The sequence below is a fragment of the Micromonospora sp. NPDC051296 genome (genome assembly GCF_040682255.1).
Classification (GTDB): Bacteria; Actinomycetota; Actinomycetes; order Mycobacteriales; family Micromonosporaceae; genus Micromonospora; species Micromonospora craterilacus.
In genome coordinates this window covers 1-16,030 of sequence record NZ_JBFBAO010000135.1, presented here as the reverse complement: position 1 = coordinate 16,030, position 16,030 = coordinate 1, and the positions used below count along the sequence as shown (strand labels likewise).

General features: G+C 69.6%; 15 protein-coding genes and 2 tRNA genes. 10 read left to right on the top strand and 7 right to left on the bottom strand.

Features of this window, described 5'->3' with window-relative positions:
* The 4 genes from dnaN to AB0M52_RS16310 form a co-directional block, all read left to right on the top strand.
* Positions 1 to 1,087 (top strand): DNA polymerase III subunit beta (gene dnaN, locus AB0M52_RS16325; RefSeq protein ID WP_363953955.1); only part of this gene is annotated, 1,087 nt, incomplete at its 5' end.
* Positions 1,088 to 1,129: 42 nt separating this feature from the next.
* Positions 1,130 to 2,002, top strand: coding sequence for a phosphogluconate dehydrogenase (NAD(+)-dependent, decarboxylating) (gnd, locus tag AB0M52_RS16320; protein ID WP_363953953.1), 873 nt, complete (start codon positions 1,130 to 1,132; stop codon positions 2,000 to 2,002).
* 15 nt (positions 2,003 to 2,017) lie between these two features.
* On the top strand, positions 2,018 to 3,151 hold the full coding sequence (gene recF, locus AB0M52_RS16315) for a DNA replication/repair protein RecF (protein WP_363953951.1): 1,134 nt from the start codon (positions 2,018 to 2,020) through the stop codon (positions 3,149 to 3,151).
* Between the two features lie 253 nt (positions 3,152 to 3,404).
* On the top strand, positions 3,405 to 3,926 hold the full coding sequence (locus tag AB0M52_RS16310; RefSeq protein WP_363953949.1) for a DciA family protein: 522 nt from the start codon (positions 3,405 to 3,407) through the stop codon (positions 3,924 to 3,926).
* 39 nt (positions 3,927 to 3,965) lie between these two features.
* On the opposite strand, the gene AB0M52_RS16305 is transcribed toward AB0M52_RS16310, so the two are convergent.
* The gene (locus AB0M52_RS16305) at positions 3,966 to 4,547 is read right to left on the bottom strand and encodes a hypothetical protein (protein ID WP_111212444.1); all 582 of its coding nucleotides are present in this window, start codon (positions 4,545 to 4,547) and stop codon (positions 3,966 to 3,968) included.
* Positions 4,548 to 5,074: 527 nt separating this feature from the next.
* Here AB0M52_RS16305 and gyrB point away from each other — a divergent pair.
* The 6 genes from gyrB (at position 5,075) to AB0M52_RS16275 (ending at position 11,147) form a co-directional block, all read left to right on the top strand.
* Entirely contained in the window at positions 5,075 to 7,021 is a 1,947-nt protein-coding gene (gene gyrB, locus AB0M52_RS16300) for a DNA topoisomerase (ATP-hydrolyzing) subunit B (protein WP_363953947.1), read from the top strand.
* Positions 7,022 to 7,151: 130 nt separating this feature from the next.
* Entirely contained in the window at positions 7,152 to 9,671 is a 2,520-nt protein-coding gene (gene gyrA / locus AB0M52_RS16295; protein WP_363953945.1) for a DNA gyrase subunit A, read from the top strand.
* A gap of 4 nt (positions 9,672 to 9,675) precedes the next feature.
* Positions 9,676 to 10,596, top strand: coding sequence for a DUF3566 domain-containing protein (locus tag AB0M52_RS16290; protein WP_363953943.1), 921 nt, complete (start codon positions 9,676 to 9,678; stop codon positions 10,594 to 10,596).
* A 191-nt stretch (positions 10,597 to 10,787) separates the two neighbouring features.
* A tRNA-Ile gene (locus AB0M52_RS16285) sits at positions 10,788 to 10,861 on the top strand.
* A gap of 44 nt (positions 10,862 to 10,905) precedes the next feature.
* Positions 10,906 to 11,034: a DLW-39 family protein gene (locus AB0M52_RS16280; RefSeq protein ID WP_210822541.1), complete on the top strand. Its 129-nt coding sequence runs from the start codon at positions 10,906 to 10,908 to the stop codon at positions 11,032 to 11,034.
* Positions 11,035 to 11,074: 40 nt separating this feature from the next.
* Positions 11,075 to 11,147: transfer RNA gene (locus tag AB0M52_RS16275), tRNA-Ala, on the top strand.
* Positions 11,148 to 11,212: 65 nt separating this feature from the next.
* On the opposite strand, the gene AB0M52_RS16270 is transcribed toward AB0M52_RS16275, so the two are convergent.
* The 6 genes from AB0M52_RS16270 to AB0M52_RS16245 form a co-directional block, all read right to left on the bottom strand.
* Positions 11,213 to 12,433 carry a site-specific integrase gene (locus AB0M52_RS16270; RefSeq protein ID WP_363953941.1) on the bottom strand — a complete coding sequence of 407 codons (1,221 nt, stop codon included), beginning with the start codon at positions 12,431 to 12,433 and terminating at the stop codon, positions 11,213 to 11,215.
* 1 nt (position 12,434) lies between these two features.
* Positions 12,435 to 12,620, bottom strand: coding sequence for a helix-turn-helix domain-containing protein (locus AB0M52_RS16265; RefSeq protein WP_363953939.1), 186 nt, complete (start codon positions 12,618 to 12,620; stop codon positions 12,435 to 12,437).
* Positions 12,617 to 14,368, bottom strand: a complete 1,752-nt coding sequence (locus tag AB0M52_RS16260; RefSeq protein ID WP_363953937.1) for a replication initiator — start codon at positions 14,366 to 14,368, stop codon at positions 12,617 to 12,619. The genes AB0M52_RS16265 and AB0M52_RS16260 overlap by 4 nt, the downstream gene beginning before the upstream one ends.
* A gap of 223 nt (positions 14,369 to 14,591) precedes the next feature.
* Positions 14,592 to 15,026, bottom strand: coding sequence for a hypothetical protein (locus tag AB0M52_RS16255; protein ID WP_363953935.1), 435 nt, complete (start codon positions 15,024 to 15,026; stop codon positions 14,592 to 14,594).
* Positions 15,023 to 15,619: a hypothetical protein gene (locus AB0M52_RS16250; protein WP_363953933.1), complete on the bottom strand. Its 597-nt coding sequence runs from the start codon at positions 15,617 to 15,619 to the stop codon at positions 15,023 to 15,025. The genes AB0M52_RS16255 and AB0M52_RS16250 overlap by 4 nt, the downstream gene beginning before the upstream one ends.
* Positions 15,604 to 15,870 carry a hypothetical protein gene (locus AB0M52_RS16245; RefSeq protein WP_363953931.1) on the bottom strand — a complete coding sequence of 89 codons (267 nt, stop codon included), beginning with the start codon at positions 15,868 to 15,870 and terminating at the stop codon, positions 15,604 to 15,606. The genes AB0M52_RS16250 and AB0M52_RS16245 overlap by 16 nt, the downstream gene beginning before the upstream one ends.
* Positions 15,871 to 16,030 lie beyond the last annotated feature (160 nt).

Here is a 16,030-nt window from a genome sequence, read left to right as displayed (position 1 = left end):
GACGGCGAAGAGTCTGCCCAGCCGGCCGTCTGTTCCGGTGCTGGCCGGCGTGATGCTTCGCGTCACCGACGGCAGCCTGCAGGTCTCCGGCTTCGACTACGAAGTCTCCAGCCAGGTGACCGTGGAGGTGCAGGGCGACGCCGACGGCGCCGCACTGGTCTCCGGGCGCCTGCTCGCCGAGATCACCAAGGCGCTGCCCGCCAAGCCGGTCGACATCGCCGCGGTGGGAGCGCACCTCGAACTGGTCTGTGGCAGCGCCCGGTTCACCCTGCCCACCATGCCGGTGGAGGACTACCCGACGTTGCCGGAGATGCCGGACAGCGCCGGCACCGTCGACGCGGCCGCCTTCGCCGCCGCGGTGGCCCAGGTGGCGATCGCGGCCAGCCGGGACGAGACGCTGCCGATGATGACCGGCGTACGCGTCGAGCTGTCCGGCGGCACGCTGGCCATGCTCGCCACCGACCGTTACCGGCTCGCCCTGCGCGAGATGGAGTGGAACCCGGACGACCCGGAGACCAGCATCAACGCGCTGGTGCCGGCGCGTACGCTCAACGACACCGCCAAGACCCTCGGCCCGCTCGGCGGCCAGGTCACCCTGGCGCTGTCCCAGGGCTCGGCCGGCGAAGGAATGATCGGTTTCTCCGGCGGCACCCGGCGGACCACCAGCCGACTGCTCGACGGCGCCAACTACCCGCCGGTGCGTTCGCTCTTCCCGGCGACCCACAACGCCGACGCCCGGGTGCCGGTCAGCACCCTTATCGAGGTGGTCAAGCGGGTCGCCCTGGTCGCCGAGCGGACCACGCCGGTGCTGCTCAGCTTCAGCGCCGACGGCCTGGTGGTCGAGGCCGGCGGCACCGAGGAGGCGCGGGCCAGCGAGGCCATGGAGGCGACCTTCACCGGCGAGCCGCTCACCATCGGTTTCAACCCGCAGTACCTCATCGACGGGCTGGCCAACCTCGGGTCCCAGTTCGCCGTGTTGCAGTTCGTCGACGCCTTCAAGCCCGCGGTGATTTCCCCCGCCGGGGAGGATGGCGAGCTCATCCCTGGGTACCGGTACCTCATCATGCCGATCCGCGTTTCCCGCTGATATCGGCAGAGCACACCCGTACCAACGAAAGGTAAGAACGAGATGCAGCTCGGCCTGGTAGGACTCGGCCGGATGGGCGGCAACATGCGTGAGCGGTTGCGCAGCGCCGGTCACGAGGTGGTCGGTTTGGACCACAACGTGGAGCTGAGCGACGTCGCGAGCGCGGCCGAACTGGCCGAGAAGCTGGATGCGCCGCGGGCGGTGTGGGTGATGGTGCCCGCCGCCGTCACCGACAAGACCATCGACGAGCTGGCCGAGGTGCTCGGCGAGGGCGATCTGATCATCGACGGCGGCAACTCGCGGTTCAGCGACGACGCCCCCCGGGCGGTACGGCTCAACGAGCGCGGCATTGGCTACGTCGACGTGGGCGTATCCGGCGGTGTCTGGGGCCGGCAGAACGGCTACGGCCTGATGGTCGGCGGTGCCCAGGAGCATGTTGAGCGGCTCATGCCGATCTTCAACGCGCTCAAGCCCGAGGGCGAGTTCGGCTTCGTGCACGCCGGCCCGGTCGGTGCCGGCCACTACGCCAAGATGGTGCACAACGGCATCGAGTACGGCCTGATGCACGCCTACGCGGAGGGCTACGAGCTGATGGCCGCCTCCGAGCTGGTGACGAACGTACCGGGTGTGATCAAGTCCTGGCGGGAGGGCACCGTGGTCCGCTCCTGGCTGCTGGACCTGCTCGACCGGGCGCTCGACGAGGACCCGGAGCTGACCCAGCTCAGCGACTACACCGAGGACACCGGCGAGGGCCGCTGGACGGTCGACGAGGCAGTCCGGCTGGCCGTACCGCTCAACGTCATCACCGCTTCGTTGTTCGCCCGGTTCGCCTCCCGGCAGGACGAGTCGCCGGCGCTCAAGGCCGTTTCCGCGCTGCGCCAGCAGTTCGGCGGGCACGCCGTCCGCAAGCGCTGACCGGCACCGGCCCCCGTGTACGTCCGCCGGCTCGAACTGGTCGACTTCCGCTCGTACGAGCGGGTCGGCGTCGACCTCGAACCGGGGCCGAACGTCCTGATCGGGGCCAACGGCGTTGGCAAGACGAACCTGGTCGAGGCGCTGGGCTACGTGGCGACGCTGGATTCGCACCGGGTCGCGACCGACGCGCCGCTGGTCCGGATGGGCGCCGCCGCGGCGGTGATCCGGTGCGCGGTGGTGCACGAGGGCCGGGAGTTGCTGGTCGAGTTGGAGATCGTGCCGGGTAAGGCCAACCGGGCCCGGCTCGGCCGATCCCCGGCCCGTCGGGCGCGGGACGTGCTCGGCGCGCTGCGGCTGGTGCTCTTCGCCCCGGAGGATCTCGAACTCGTCCGGGGCGATCCGGCCGAACGTCGTCGCTATCTCGACGATCTGCTGGTGCTGCGTCAGCCCCGGTACGCGGGCGTCCGAGCCGATTACGACCGAGTGATCAAGCAACGCAACGCGCTGCTGCGCACCGCGTACCTGGCCCGCAAGACCGGCGGATCACGGGGCGGGGACCTGTCGACGCTGGCCGTCTGGGACACCCATCTGGCCCGACACGGTGCCGAACTGCTGGCCGGCCGGTTGGAACTGGTCGCCGCGCTGACCCCGCACGTGGCCAAGGCGTACGACGCGGTGGCCGCCGGGCGCGGCGCGGCGGGGATCGCGTACCGGCCGTCGGTGGAACTGGCCGAGCCCACCACCGACCGGGAGGTCCTCGCGGCGGTGCTCGCCGCGGCGCTGGAGGAGTCCCGCTCCGCCGAGATCGAGCGGGGCACCACCCTGGTCGGCCCGCACCGCGACGATCTCACCCTCACCCTCGGCCCGCTGCCCGCCAAGGGGTACGCCAGCCACGGCGAATCCTGGTCGTACGCGCTCGCCCTCCGGCTGGCCGGCTACGACCTGCTCCGCAGCGACGGCATCGAACCGGTGCTGGTGCTCGACGACGTGTTCGCCGAGTTGGACGCCGGGCGGCGGGACCGGCTGGCCGAACTGGTCGGCGGGGCGAGCCAGCTGCTGGTGACCTGCGCGGTCGCCGACGATGTGCCGGCCGCCCTGCGTGGTGCCCGGTACGAGGTGGTCGAGGGGACGGTGCGTCGTGTCGGATGAGCCGCAACGCCCGGGCCGCGCCGGTGACCCGGCCAGGCAACCGCGCCGTGCCGCCTCGAACGGTGGACGCGGTGCGCGTACGACAGCGGGCGGAGCCGACGACGGCGGCCGGGCAGTCCCGGTGGCCGGAGGCGGCGCGGAGCCGGACGGACCACCGCTGTCGGCTGTCTCCGGCCCGAGCCCGGCGGCCGCGAAGCAGCCGGGTCGGCGGGCCGGCTCCGGAGCGGGCTCGACCGCTGACGGAGGAACCTCGGTGGCCGACAGCCCGGACGGGGTGTCCGGGCCGCAACTGGCGCGTGCGGTGCTGGACGCAGCGAAGGCCCGGCGGGAAGCGGCCGGGCGGTCCCGCCGGCGCGGCGGGACCGGTGCGGGCGACGGGGAGCGCCGGCTGCGCGGCTACTCCGGACCGGGACCGGACCCGCGCGATCCGCAGCCGCTCGGCAAGGTGCTGGAACGGCTGGTCAAGGCGCGCGGTTGGCAGCAGCCAGCGGCCGAAGCGACGGTCTTCGGCGCCTGGGAGCGGGTGGTTGGGCCGGAGGTGGCCCAGCACAGCCGGCCGGTGAAGCTGGAGAACGGCGAATTGACCGTGGAGGCCCGGTCCACCGCCTGGGCGACCCAGTTGCGGCTGCTTGCCAGCTCGCTGTTGCAGCAGATCGCTCGTGAGGTCGGCCACAACGTGGTGCGCAAGCTGCACATCCACGGCCCGGCGGCACCCTCATGGTCCCGGGGCCCGCGTCGGGTACGCGGCCGCGGCCCCCGCGACACGTACGGCTGAGCCGGCGGGCCCGCCACCCGGCCGGTGTCCGCCGCCGGGTTACGTCTGGGGCGCCCGGCGGGGTGCGGCCGACTCGGCGTACACCGCGAAGCCGCGATCGGCGCAGCGTCGGTAGAACGCGGCGACCACGCTCAGCTCGGCGCAGGTGAAGGTCCACTGCGGCGCGGCCCCGCTGTCGTCACGGAGGGCGTCCAGCCGGCTGTCGAGCCAGCGCAGCTGCTGCTCGGCCAGGCGGCCGTCGGCGAGCAGCGAGCGCAGCACGGTGCCGACCGAGTCGAAGGTGACCGCCTCCCCGTGCGGGCGGTGCGCGGCCACGAACCGCTCGATACCGCCGGCGATCCAGGCGCACCCGTCGGGGTCGATGACCGGGTCCTCGTCCTCGGCGGCGGCCTCAGTGGCGTAGAGCACACCGTCCAGCCCGAGGATCAGATCCACCACCTCGGTGTACGCGGTGGCCCGGACCGTGCCTGTCTTCGCGATCAGCTCGGCGAGCGCGGCGGTCGGTGCCGAGATTCCCGGCACGTCGACGATATCGCCGAAGTCGACGAACTCGGCCGGTGCGACCGGGTCGTAGAAGCGGCCGGTCCGCGGCCACTGGACCGCGACGTTGTCCAGCCCCATCTGGTGTCACCTCTCAACGGGCGGTTCGAGTCGATCGGGTCGATCGTCCGGTTCCGGGCGTGAAAGATCAAGGCCGGCCAACCAACCCGACGTACCGGAACCGCCCGGCGGGCCGGTCCCGACGGTCACCGTACGGCCGGATGGCGTCGCCGTCACGCGACGGATCCGGTGATCATGCCCTGGCGTGTAGGGGGAGTCGCGGACAGCGCGGTTCGGGCCGCTACGTAGATCTGAGCCGCCGCGAAGGGGTGCCGAGTGGTGGTTCTATCGCCCGGGCACAGTAAGATTGGTGTGAGACGAAGACCCGGTGCGGAGTGACGGGTCACGGGTCCGGTGCGGGCCCGCGATCATCCGTCCGACTCGGGTCGAGCCGATCGCGATCCGCGGGCATCCGCGGCGACCGGCGCGTTCGACCCGTACCCAGGAATTGTCCCCGGTGCCGGTCCGCGTGCCGACGTCGCGTCCTGTCCGCCGAACCCGCGCCCGACGTGCCTGACGGTGCGGACGGCGCGAGAAAGTGGCCGAGGGTGGCAGCGCAGGACAATCAGCAGTACGGCGCCGAGTCGATCACCGTCCTCGAAGGGCTGGAGGCGGTCCGCAAGCGGCCGGGCATGTACATCGGGTCGACCGGCGAGCGTGGCCTGCACCACCTGGTGTGGGAGGTCGTCGACAACGCGGTGGACGAGGCGCTGGCGGGTCACTGCGACACGATCGACGTGGTGCTGCTCGCCGACGGTGGTGTCCGGGTCACCGACAACGGTCGCGGCTTCCCGGTCGACCTGCATCCCAAGCTCAAGAAGCCGGGCGTCGAGGTGGCGCTGACCGTGCTGCACGCCGGCGGCAAGTTCGACGGCAAGGCGTACGCGGTCTCCGGCGGCCTGCACGGTGTCGGCGTGTCCGTGGTGAACGCGCTCTCCACCAAGATGGCCGTCGAGATCCACAAGGACGGCTTCGTCTGGCGGCAGCAGTACCACCACTCCAAGCCGACCGAGCTGGAGAAGGGTGAGCCGACCGACCGGACCGGCTCCGCGGTCTCCTTCTGGCCCGACCCGGATGTTTTCGAGACCGTCGACTTCGACTTCCAGACCATCTACCGGCGACTCCAGGAGATGGCCTTCCTCACCCGCGGCCTCACCATCCACCTGCTCGACGAGCGGGTCCCGGACGGCGAGGAGGGCAAGACCCGCGAGGTCACCTTCAAGTACGACGGTGGTATCGCCGACTTCGTCCGGCATCTCAACGCCTCGAAGAGCCCGATGCACAAGACGGTGATCGAGTTCGGTGCCGAGGAAGAGGGCATGTCGCTCGAGATCGCGATGCAGTGGAACGAGTCCTACGGCGAGTCGGTCTACACCTTCGCCAACAACATCAACACCCACGAGGGCGGCACCCACGAGGAGGGCTTCCGGGCGGCGCTGACCAGCGTCGTCAACCGCTACGGCGCGGACAAGAAGCTGCTCAAGGGCGACGAGAAGCTCTCCGGTGAGGACATCCGCGAAGGTCTGGCCGCGATCATCTCGGTCAAGCTGACCAACCCGCAGTTCGAGGGTCAGACGAAGACCAAGCTGGGCAACACGCCGGTGAAGAGCTTCGTCCAGCGGGTCTGCAACGACCGGCTGGTCGACTGGCTGGACCGCAACCCGGCCGAGGCGAAGATCATCATCACCAAGGCGTCCCAGGCCGCCCGCGCCCGGATCGCCGCCCAGCAGGCCCGCAAGCTGGCCCGGCGCAAGTCGCTGCTGGAGTCCGGCTCGATGCCGGGCAAGCTGGCCGACTGCCAGTCGACCGACCCGCGCGAGTCCGAGGTGTTCATCGTCGAGGGCGACTCGGCCGGCGGCTCGGCCAAGCAGGGGCGTGACCCGCGTACCCAGGCGATCCTGCCGATTCGCGGCAAGATCCTCAACGTGGAGAAAGCCCGGATCGACCGGGTGCTGAAGAACAACGAGGTTCAGGCGCTGATCACCGCGCTCGGCACCGGCATCCACGACGACTTCGACATGGAGAAGCTGCGCTACCACAAGGTCGTGCTGATGGCCGACGCCGACGTGGACGGCCAGCACATCCAGACGCTGCTGCTCACCCTGCTGTTCCGCTTCATGCGCCCGCTGGTCGAGTTGGGGCATGTCTACCTCGCCGCCCCGCCGCTCTACAAGATCAAGTGGAACAAGAAGGGCGACGACGCGCAGTACGCGTACTCCGATCGGGAGCGGGACGGGCTGATCGCGCTGCGTCAGCAGAAGAAGCCGAACGCCAGGCCGGACGACATCCAGCGGTTCAAGGGTCTCGGTGAAATGAACTACCCCGAGCTGTGGGAGACCACGATGAACCCGGCCACGCGTACGCTGCGTCAGGTCACCCTGGACGACGCGGCAACCGCCGACGAGTTGTTCAGCGTGCTGATGGGTGAGGACGTCGAGGCCCGCCGCTCGTTCATTCAGCGCAACGCCAAGGACGTCCGGTTCCTGGACATCTGACGGAATGGGCAGCCGGGCCGGTGACTGACCCGACCCGGCTGCCGATCCACAGAGTTATCCACAGCTTGGCCGGTATCCACAGCCGTTATCCACAGCACGAAAACGACTCTCAGTCTGATAAGGGTTAACAGTGACCGATTCCCCCGAGTCCACACCGAACGAGCCCGAGGTACCTGAGGCACAGGCCGCCGTCGTCTCGCACGACCGGATCGAGCCGGTCGGGCTCGAGGTGGAGATGCAGCGCTCCTACCTCGACTACGCGATGAGCGTCATCGTCGGGCGGGCCCTGCCGGACGTCCGGGACGGGCTCAAGCCGGTCCACCGCAAGATCCTCTACGCCATGTTCGACTCGGGGTACCGGCCGGACCGCGGCTACGTGAAGTGCTCCCGCGTGGTCGGCGACGTGATGGGCCAGTTCCACCCGCACGGCGACTCGGCCATCTACGACGCGCTGGTCCGGATGGCCCAGCCCTGGTCGCTGCGCTACCCGCTGGTCGACGGCAACGGCAACTTCGGCTCGCCCGGAAACGATCCGGCTGCCGCCATGAGGTACACCGAATGCAAGCTCGACCCGCTGGCGATGGAGATGCTGCGGGACATCGACGAGGACACCGTCGACCTGCAGGACAACTACGACGGCCGGGCCAAGGAGCCCACCATCCTGCCGTCGCGGATCCCGAACCTGCTGATCAACGGCTCCGAGGGCATCGCGGTCGGCATGGCCACCAAGATCCCGCCGCACAACCTGCGGGAGATCGGCGCGGCGGTGCAGTGGTGCCTGGAGCACCCGGAGGCGGACGAGGCCACCACCCTCGAAGCGCTGCTGGAGATCGTCAAGGGCCCCGACTTCCCGACCCACGGTCTGATCGTCGGCCAGGCCGGTATCCAGGACGCGTACCGCACCGGGCGCGGCTCGATCCGGATGCGCGCGGTGGTCGAGGTCGAGGAGGACAAGCGCGGCCGCCCGGCCCTGGTGGTCAGCGAGCTGCCGTACCAGGTCAACCCGGACAACCTGGCCGAGCGGATCGCTGAGCTGATCAAGGAGGGCAAGCTCGGCGGCATCGCCGACATCCGCGACGAGTCCTCCGGGCGTACGGGTATGCGGATCGTGCTCGTGCTCAAGCGCGACGCGGTCGCCAAGGTGGTGCTGAACAACCTCTACAAGCACACCCAGCTCCAGGAGACCTTCGGCGCGAACATGCTGGCCCTGGTCGACGGGGTGCCGCGCACGCTGAACCTGGCGCAGTTCATCCGCTACTACGTCGAGCACCAGATCGAGGTGATTCGGCGGCGGACGGCGTTCCGGCTGCGCAAGGCGGAGGAGCGGGCGCACATCCTGCGCGGTCTGTCCAAGGCGTTGGACGCGCTGGACGAGGTGATCGCCCTGATCCGGCGTTCGCCCACGGTTGAGGACGCCCGACAGGGCCTGATCCGGCTGCTGGAGATCGACGAGATCCAGGCCACCGCGATCCTGGACATGCAGCTGCGCCGGCTCGCCGCGCTGGAGCGGCAGCGGATCCTCGACGACCTGGCCAAGCTGGAGTTGGAGATCGCCGACCTGAAGGACATCCTGGCCAAGCCGGAACGGCAGCGCCGGATCGTCTCGGAGGAGCTGGGCGAGATCGTCGCCAAGTGGGGCGACGACCGGCGCACGAAGATCGTCCCGTTCGATGGCGAGGTCTCGATGGAGGATCTCATTGCCCGGGAGGACGTGGTCGTCACCATCACCCGCACCGGGTACGCCAAGCGGACGAAGGCCGACCTCTACCGCTCGCAGCGGCGTGGCGGTAAGGGTGTCAGCGGCGCCACGCTGCGGCAGGACGACATCGTCAGCCACTTCTTCGTCTGCTCGACGCACGACTGGATCCTTTTCTTCACCAATAAGGGGCGGGTGTACCGGGCCAAGGCGTACGAGCTTCCTGAGGCCAGTAGGGTGGCCAAGGGCCAGCACGTGGCCAATCTGCTCGCTTTCCAACCGGACGAGCAGATCGCGCAGATCATCGAGATCCCGAACTACCAGGTGGCTCCCTACCTGGTCCTGGCGACGAAGAACGGCCTGGTGAAGAAGACGCGGCTTGAGGAGTTCGACTCCAACCGGTCCGGCGGCATCATCGCGATCAACCTGCGCGATGAGGACGAGCTGGTCGGTGCTGCGCTCGCCGGCCCCGCCGACGACCTGCTGCTGGTTTCCAAGAACGCCCAGGCGATTCGGTTCAACGCCACCGACGAGGCGCTTCGGCCAATGGGCCGGGCGACCTCGGGGGTGATCGGGATGCGCTTCAGCGAGGATGACGAGCTGCTGGCCATGGAGGTTGTCCGGGAGGGTCTGGACGTTCTGGTGGCCACGAACGGGGGATACGCGAAACGTACCCCGATCGAGGAATACCCGGTCCAGGGCCGGGGAGGTAAGGGTGTGCTGACTGCGAAGATCACCGAGCGCCGCGGTGGTCTGGTCGGTGCGGTGGTGATCGACCCGGACGACGAGCTGTTCGCTATCACCAGTAACGGTGGCGTCATCCGGACTCCGGTGAAGCCTGTACGCCGTACGCGTGACCGGAACACAATGGGGGTCAAGCTGATGGACCTTCCGGACGGCGTGACTATCGTGGCGATTGCTCGCAATGCCGACGAGCCTGACGAACAGGACTAGTTGAATGACGGAGACACAGGCGAAGTCGGGGAACGCGGGGACCTCGGCCAACCCGGTCGACGAGGAGGCCGCGCAGAGCGGCACGCCAACGACCGGCCGCGCGGCCGTGGGCCGGGCCACGGTTCCCGCCGACGCGCCTGCCCCGAAGTTCACCCGGGCTCCCGGAATGGCCCCGCCGCCGGACATGCCCGCCGACGGCCAAGAGGCCACCACCGCCGAGGAAAAGGCCGGTGCCGAGGCCCCCAGTCCGGCGGGTAGCACAGCCACAGCCACCGCCGGCAAGCCGTCGGCCCCCCAGCCGATCGGCACTCGACCGGGCCAGTCGGCGGCGGGTACCACCGGCGTGCTGCCGACATCCAGCACCGGCGCGACCGGCACCCAGCCGCGGGTGACCGGGCTCGGTGCGAAGCCGGACGCGACCCGGCCGCTGGGCGCGGGCCGCCCGGCGAACGGCGGCGGGCTGCCTCCGGGCATCGGCACGGCCGCCGTGGGCGCCGCGCGGGTGGGCGAGGCGGTACGCGCCGCGCGCACCTCGGTCAGCTCGGCCGCCTCGCGCGGACCGCGCCGGGCCCGGCTGAACCTCAAGCGGATCGACCCCTGGTCCGTGATGAAGTTCGCGTTCGCCGTGTCGGTGGTGCTGTTCATCGTCATCGTCGTCGCGACCTCGGTGCTGTACCTGGCGCTGGACGCGATGGGCGTGTTCACCAGCGTGAACGACAGCCTGAGCGACCTGGTCAACGCCGGTGGTGGGCAGAGCACCAGCGGCTTCCAGATCACCGCGAAGGGCGTGATCTTCAGTTCGATGCTGATCGGTGCGGTCAACGTCGTGCTGTTCACTGCGCTCGCCACGCTCGGGGCGTTCGTGTACAACGTTTGCGCCGACCTGGTGGGTGGCATCGAGCTGACCCTCGCCGAGCGCGACTGACCCGACACCGAAGCCGGGCCGGCCGCTTGCGCGGTTGGCCCGGCTTCCGTCTTTCGCCATGGACCTTTATCTGGATGAGCCTCCGCCGGCTCTCCGGTAGGTTCAGGGGCGACGGTGTAGGCGGCGCTTCCGGGCATGACCCCGATTTGGGGCGGCGTGGGCGGATGGGTTAACCTTGCTCGTCGCTACGCGGGGCTATAGCTCAGTCGGTTAGAGCGCAGAGCTGATAACTCTGAGGTCGCTGGTTCGATTCCAGCTAGCCCCACCGCACATGGTCCGACGGCACGTCGAGCGTGAGGGGTAGCCCCGATGTTCAAGAAGCTGTTGATCCTGGTCGGCGTTGTCGGTGTGGCCGCCGTGGTGGCCAAGAAGATCAAGGAAGCGAACGACGAACGCGCCCTCTGGCACGAGGCGACCACCTCGCCGGACCTGCGCTGACCACGTCCGTTCCGACCACCAGGCGGCACTGTCCGCTCACGGGGCCCTAGCTCAACTGGCAGAGCACTGCCTTTGCAAGGCAGGGGTTAGGGGTTCGAGTCCCCTGGGCTCCACTTAAACCTTCCCTCACCTGCGGTTTCGCCGCTTACTTGATCGACTAGTACAACGTCAGTACAGATCAGTAGTGATCTTGCTTGGCAAGCGCCGACCGCAGGACGCTCCCGACGATGCCGCGAGACCGGTCCCGCTTCGGCCACCAATGGACGTACGTCTCCAGCGTGATGCGCAGCGTCTTGTGCCGGAGCATCCGCTGAACTTCCTGCGGTTCGGCGTGGTTGGTGATCAGCGTCGTGGCGAAGAAGTGCCGCAGGGCGTGGAAGGTGCCGTGCTCCTTTGGCCAGCCGGCGGCGTCACGCCAGTCGGCCCACTCCCGGGACCAGGTCCGGTCGGTGAACGGGTTCCCGCGCGTCGTGGTGAACAGCAGCGGCACCGACCGGCGGACCGGGTCGCCCGCGGTGATGTCGACCAGCTCGACCGGGACAGGAGGGAACTGCCGGACGTGCTCGGCGAGGACCTGGCCGACGACCGGATCCAGGTCAAGAGTTCCGGACGAGCCGGCCTTGGGTTCGCTGAGGTAGAAGCCGTCATGATGGCGAGGCGCATACCGGAGCTGCTGGATGACGTGCAGCTCGCTGCGCTCCTGGTCGACACAGCGCGGACCGTCTTCCATACCCAGCGTTTCACCCAACCGGCAGCCCTGACCAGCGCCGAGCCAGATTGCCGCCCGGTAGCGAGCCGGCACCGCGTCGAGTAGCGCCAGGACCTCAACCTCGGTAGGGATCCACTTGGGCGTCCGGGAGTAGCCCCGGAGTACCTGGGAGAGCTTGACCCCGTCGCAGGGGTTGTCCGGGATGATTTTGTCGGTGACTGCGGCACTGAGCACTGTGTCGAGCAGCTCGAAGTACAGCTTGAGCGACGTAGACGGCGTGCCCTCGGTCAGACGTCGAGTCAGCCACTCCAACACGGAGGTCAGGTTGATGGCCCGCAGCGGCCGATCACCGAACGCTGGGTAGAGGTGACAGCGAAGGTTCGACTCGATCCGCTTACGGGTCTCCAGTGCCCAACCAACCTCGCGGGAGAGCCGCCACCGATTTCCGTACTCCCGGAGCGTCAGATGCCGTTCGGACTGCTGGACCTTGCTCTCCTCGGCCACACCGGCACGGGCGCGGGCATCGAAGGCTTCCGCATCGGTCTTTCGCTCGAAGAACCGGGTACGCGAATCTCCGGCAGCGTCAGTGAACCGGACTCGCCACCGCTTGCCCTGCCCGTGCCGGCGGGACGGTAGACGCTTGCCGTCCGAATCGCGCTTGCTGAGATACCAGAGGTCATCAACCGGCATTTCAACCTGCCTGCCCTTCGAGCCAGGACCGCACGTCCGCCGGGCGGTACCGGAGGTGACGGCCGACCCGGCACGCGCGAGGACCCGTCCGGCGGTAGCGCCACTGGTAGAGCGTGCCGACCGGGACACCCAGGAACGCCGATACCTCCTGAACCGTCCAGAGCCGTTCCATCGTCGGGGCTGTCATCGGTCCTCCTGACGGGTTGAGGCGGGCAGGGCAGGGGGCGAGCTGCCTTGCGTGGCTTTGTCGCGTGCCGCCAGTAGTGCGGCCTTCCATTGGGCGCGTTGGGACAGGGCGCGCAGGAGTCGGTGTTGCAGGGGCGGGATGTCGGGGTCGTCGGGTCGGGCGAGTTCCCAGGCGTAGGCGGGTGGGTCGTCCGGGCCTGCGGGGTCGGCGTCGTTGGCTCCGGTGGTGACGCCGAGGAGGTTGCGGACCCAGGCGCGGGCGTCGGCGCGGTGGTCGGCGAGGGTTTTGCCGGACCAGTCGCGGGAGACGAGGATGCGTCGTCCGCCGATGCCGAGGGTGGCGCGTTGGTGGACTTTGCCCTTGCAGCGGCCCGCTTGTAGCCGGCCGTGGGCCTTCTTCGGTTGGATGCCGTAGAGCAGCCAGTTCGCGCACCGTTCGTTGCATGGCGTGACTCGGAGTTGTTCCCACAGCCGGTCGAGGTGGTCGCGTTGCCGGTCGCTGCTGGTCTTGTGGCAGTCCGCGGCTGACTTGGTGATGTACTTCGTGATGTAGCCGATCGTCCGGTTGGCGTGGACCGTGCCGGGGGTGACGCCCTCCGCGTGGACTTGGGTGCCGAAGCGGACGATGTGGGCGGGTTCGGCGGTGGGGTCGGTGTCGATGTCGTCCAGGGCGTCAGCCCACGACGGCAGCGCCTCGTTCGTGTCGGGATCCACCCATGCGGCGTGGTCGCCGTCCCAGACGGGGGGCCGGTCGAGGGAGTACACCGGTTCGTCGGCGGGTGGCCACCAGACTTGGTGATAGGTGGCCGCGGCGACCTGCCGCAGCATCGCCCGGGAGATGGTGCCCCGGATGGCGAAGTGCGCGTGCGGGGCGAGACGCCGTTGCGGCTCGACGCACCCGGCGTACTGGACGTTCCAGCCGACGCAGCGCCGCAGGTTCTGCCAGAACCGATCGAGCAGCCGCGGGAAGTGGACCGCATCCCACGCTGCCCGCCGGTAGTCGTACGAGCCGGGGTCGACGGGTGTCCCATCGGGCAGAACTCGGCCGTAGGAATCGAGGGTGAGGGATAGCCACATGGACGGCTGGTGTTGGGTGCCGTCCGGGGCGGTGTAGACGCGGCCGAGGGTGCGCGGCTCAACCTTCTGGCGGGGCAGGTCCGGGGCGTCCTGCCGGCGGCGTGTCGACCGTTTGCGGCGCCCACCGAGGCCGAGGCCGAGTCCTTCCCCGTCGTGGCCGGGTGCGATCTGCCCGCGGAGTCCTTCGGCGGTGGCGGCTTCCTCTACCTCCGCGATGGCCTGGTCGATGGTCGGTATCTGGTCGAACTGCGCGGACCGTTGGGCTTCCTCGCGGGCGAATTCGAGGTGAGCGCGGAGCAGGATGAGTTCTCGTTGGGCGTTGCTGGCGGGGTGGGGGCCGAGGGGGTTGGGTTCGTCGGTGCGGTGCCATCCTTCGCGGATCTGGGTTTGCCGTAGCCGGAGGGCACGCTTCGCGCACGGCGAGCACTTGTCTTCCCGCGTGGTCCCGCAGGGCAGGTCAATGACTTCGGTCAGGCCGGTGTGGAGGTCGGTACGGCGCAGGGTCACCGGCCGCAGGCAGACGCCGTATTCAGCGGCCATCTCCTTCACGATCTGCCGGGACATGGGCATGGCGAGGCGGGCGGCACGCGACCCTGCCGCCGGCGGCGAGGTGGGGATGTCGGCCGGAGCCGGGGTGTTGGGGGTGAGGCCGGGCAAGGTCGGGGCGGTCAACGGGTCACCTCCGGAATCTCGAACAGGGCGGGTTGGGTGTTGCCGATCGGTGTGGTTCGGGTGGGTCCAACGTGGGAGGCCCACCGGGTTGCCGCGGCCTGATGCCGGGCGCAGGCGACTTCGGCGCGGTATCGGCCGGTGCCGGGTTGGCCGGCTTCGATGAGCGCGGTAGCCCACCCGCGGCAGCGGGCGCAGTAGGTGGGCCACCGGGCGGTCATGGCGGTCAGTGGTTGCAGCCGGAGCAGTGCAGCCCCACGCAGCCCGTCTTGCGGGAACGGAGCAGGATGGCCAGCACGACCAGGACCAGGACCACACCCGCAATCAGCGGAGCCGCCGAGCGGACCGCCTGGGTGAGCTGGACGGCGGCGTAGCCGATGCCGGCCACGGCGGTGATGCCGGGGATGGTCGCGGCGGCGATGATGTGCCCGCGCCGCAGTCGACGCACCACCGGCGGGGCTGCGGTCGGGGTGTCGAGGAACCGGACCGTGACCGTCACCCGATCACTGCCGGGGTTTTGCTGCGGGGTGGTCATGGACAGCAGCCGGCCGGAGTCACGGACCAGAGCGACCGTCGCGGCGACCTCCGCCGGAGTGCCAACGATCCGCCGGGCCAGCACGGTGGGTTGGCTGTGGAAGCGGGCGAGTTGGGTGCGGCTCATCGGGTGACCTCCGAGGTGAAGACGTGGCCGTTGCGGCGGGTCTGGACGACGGACGACACCAGCGCCGACCGCATGGGGCTTGACGGGGCCGGGGTCGGGATGACGACGGGAGCCGGGTCGGTCGGCAGGTCAGCGGACGTCATCTCGGCCGGTTCGTCGGCGGGTTCCTCGGCGCGGGCCGGGGTGGTTGCCGTTTTGGGAGTGCCGGTGAGGACGAGTTTGGACAGGGCGAGGAACGCCAGCGCTGGCACCGACGAGAGCAGCCGGGAGGAGAAGCTGTCGTTGGCTACCGCGATCTGCGCGGCCAGGGACAGCGCGACGGCGGCGACGAGTAGGACCAGGGGGTAGGCCACGGAGGCGTGCGGGTCGCTGCGACGACGACGGCGGATGACCAGCAGCGCGGCGGCCGGCATCAGTTCGGAGATGACGGCGTTGGACCAGCCGAACCACTCTCCGGTGCCAGCGGGGGCGTGGATCATCGTCCAGTCCTTGACGTGGGTGAACGACGCGGCACCAGCCATGCCGCCCACGGCCAGGAGGATGAGGACCAGGGCGACGCCTTCCAGGCGTTCGGCGTTCAGGATCCGGCGCATGAGGTCACCTCCGGCTCAGCGGTGACGGGCGGGGCAGGGCGGAGCCAGGCGCGCAGGTTGCGCAGGTAGATCGCGCCGTAGACGAAGCAGGAGACGAGGAAGCCCCACTGCCCGGTGGCGATCGAGTACGCCAGCCACAGCCCTTGAGCGGCGAGGCCGACCGCCCAGCCGGTCCACGAGCGCTTTCCGGCGAGGTAGAGGCCGGTGACACCGACCGCCATCAGGAGCCAGGACCACAGTTGGTGGCTCATGCGGCCCACCCCCACGCTTCGGCGTCTTCGGCGGCGATCTCGGCGTGCTGGCGCAGGGCGGCGGCGATGATGTCGCCGGCCTGGGTGTCGGGCGCGCAGTACACGCAGTGCTGGTCGGGGTCGGTGTGGGACAGGTCGAGGCAGATACGGCGGATGGGCC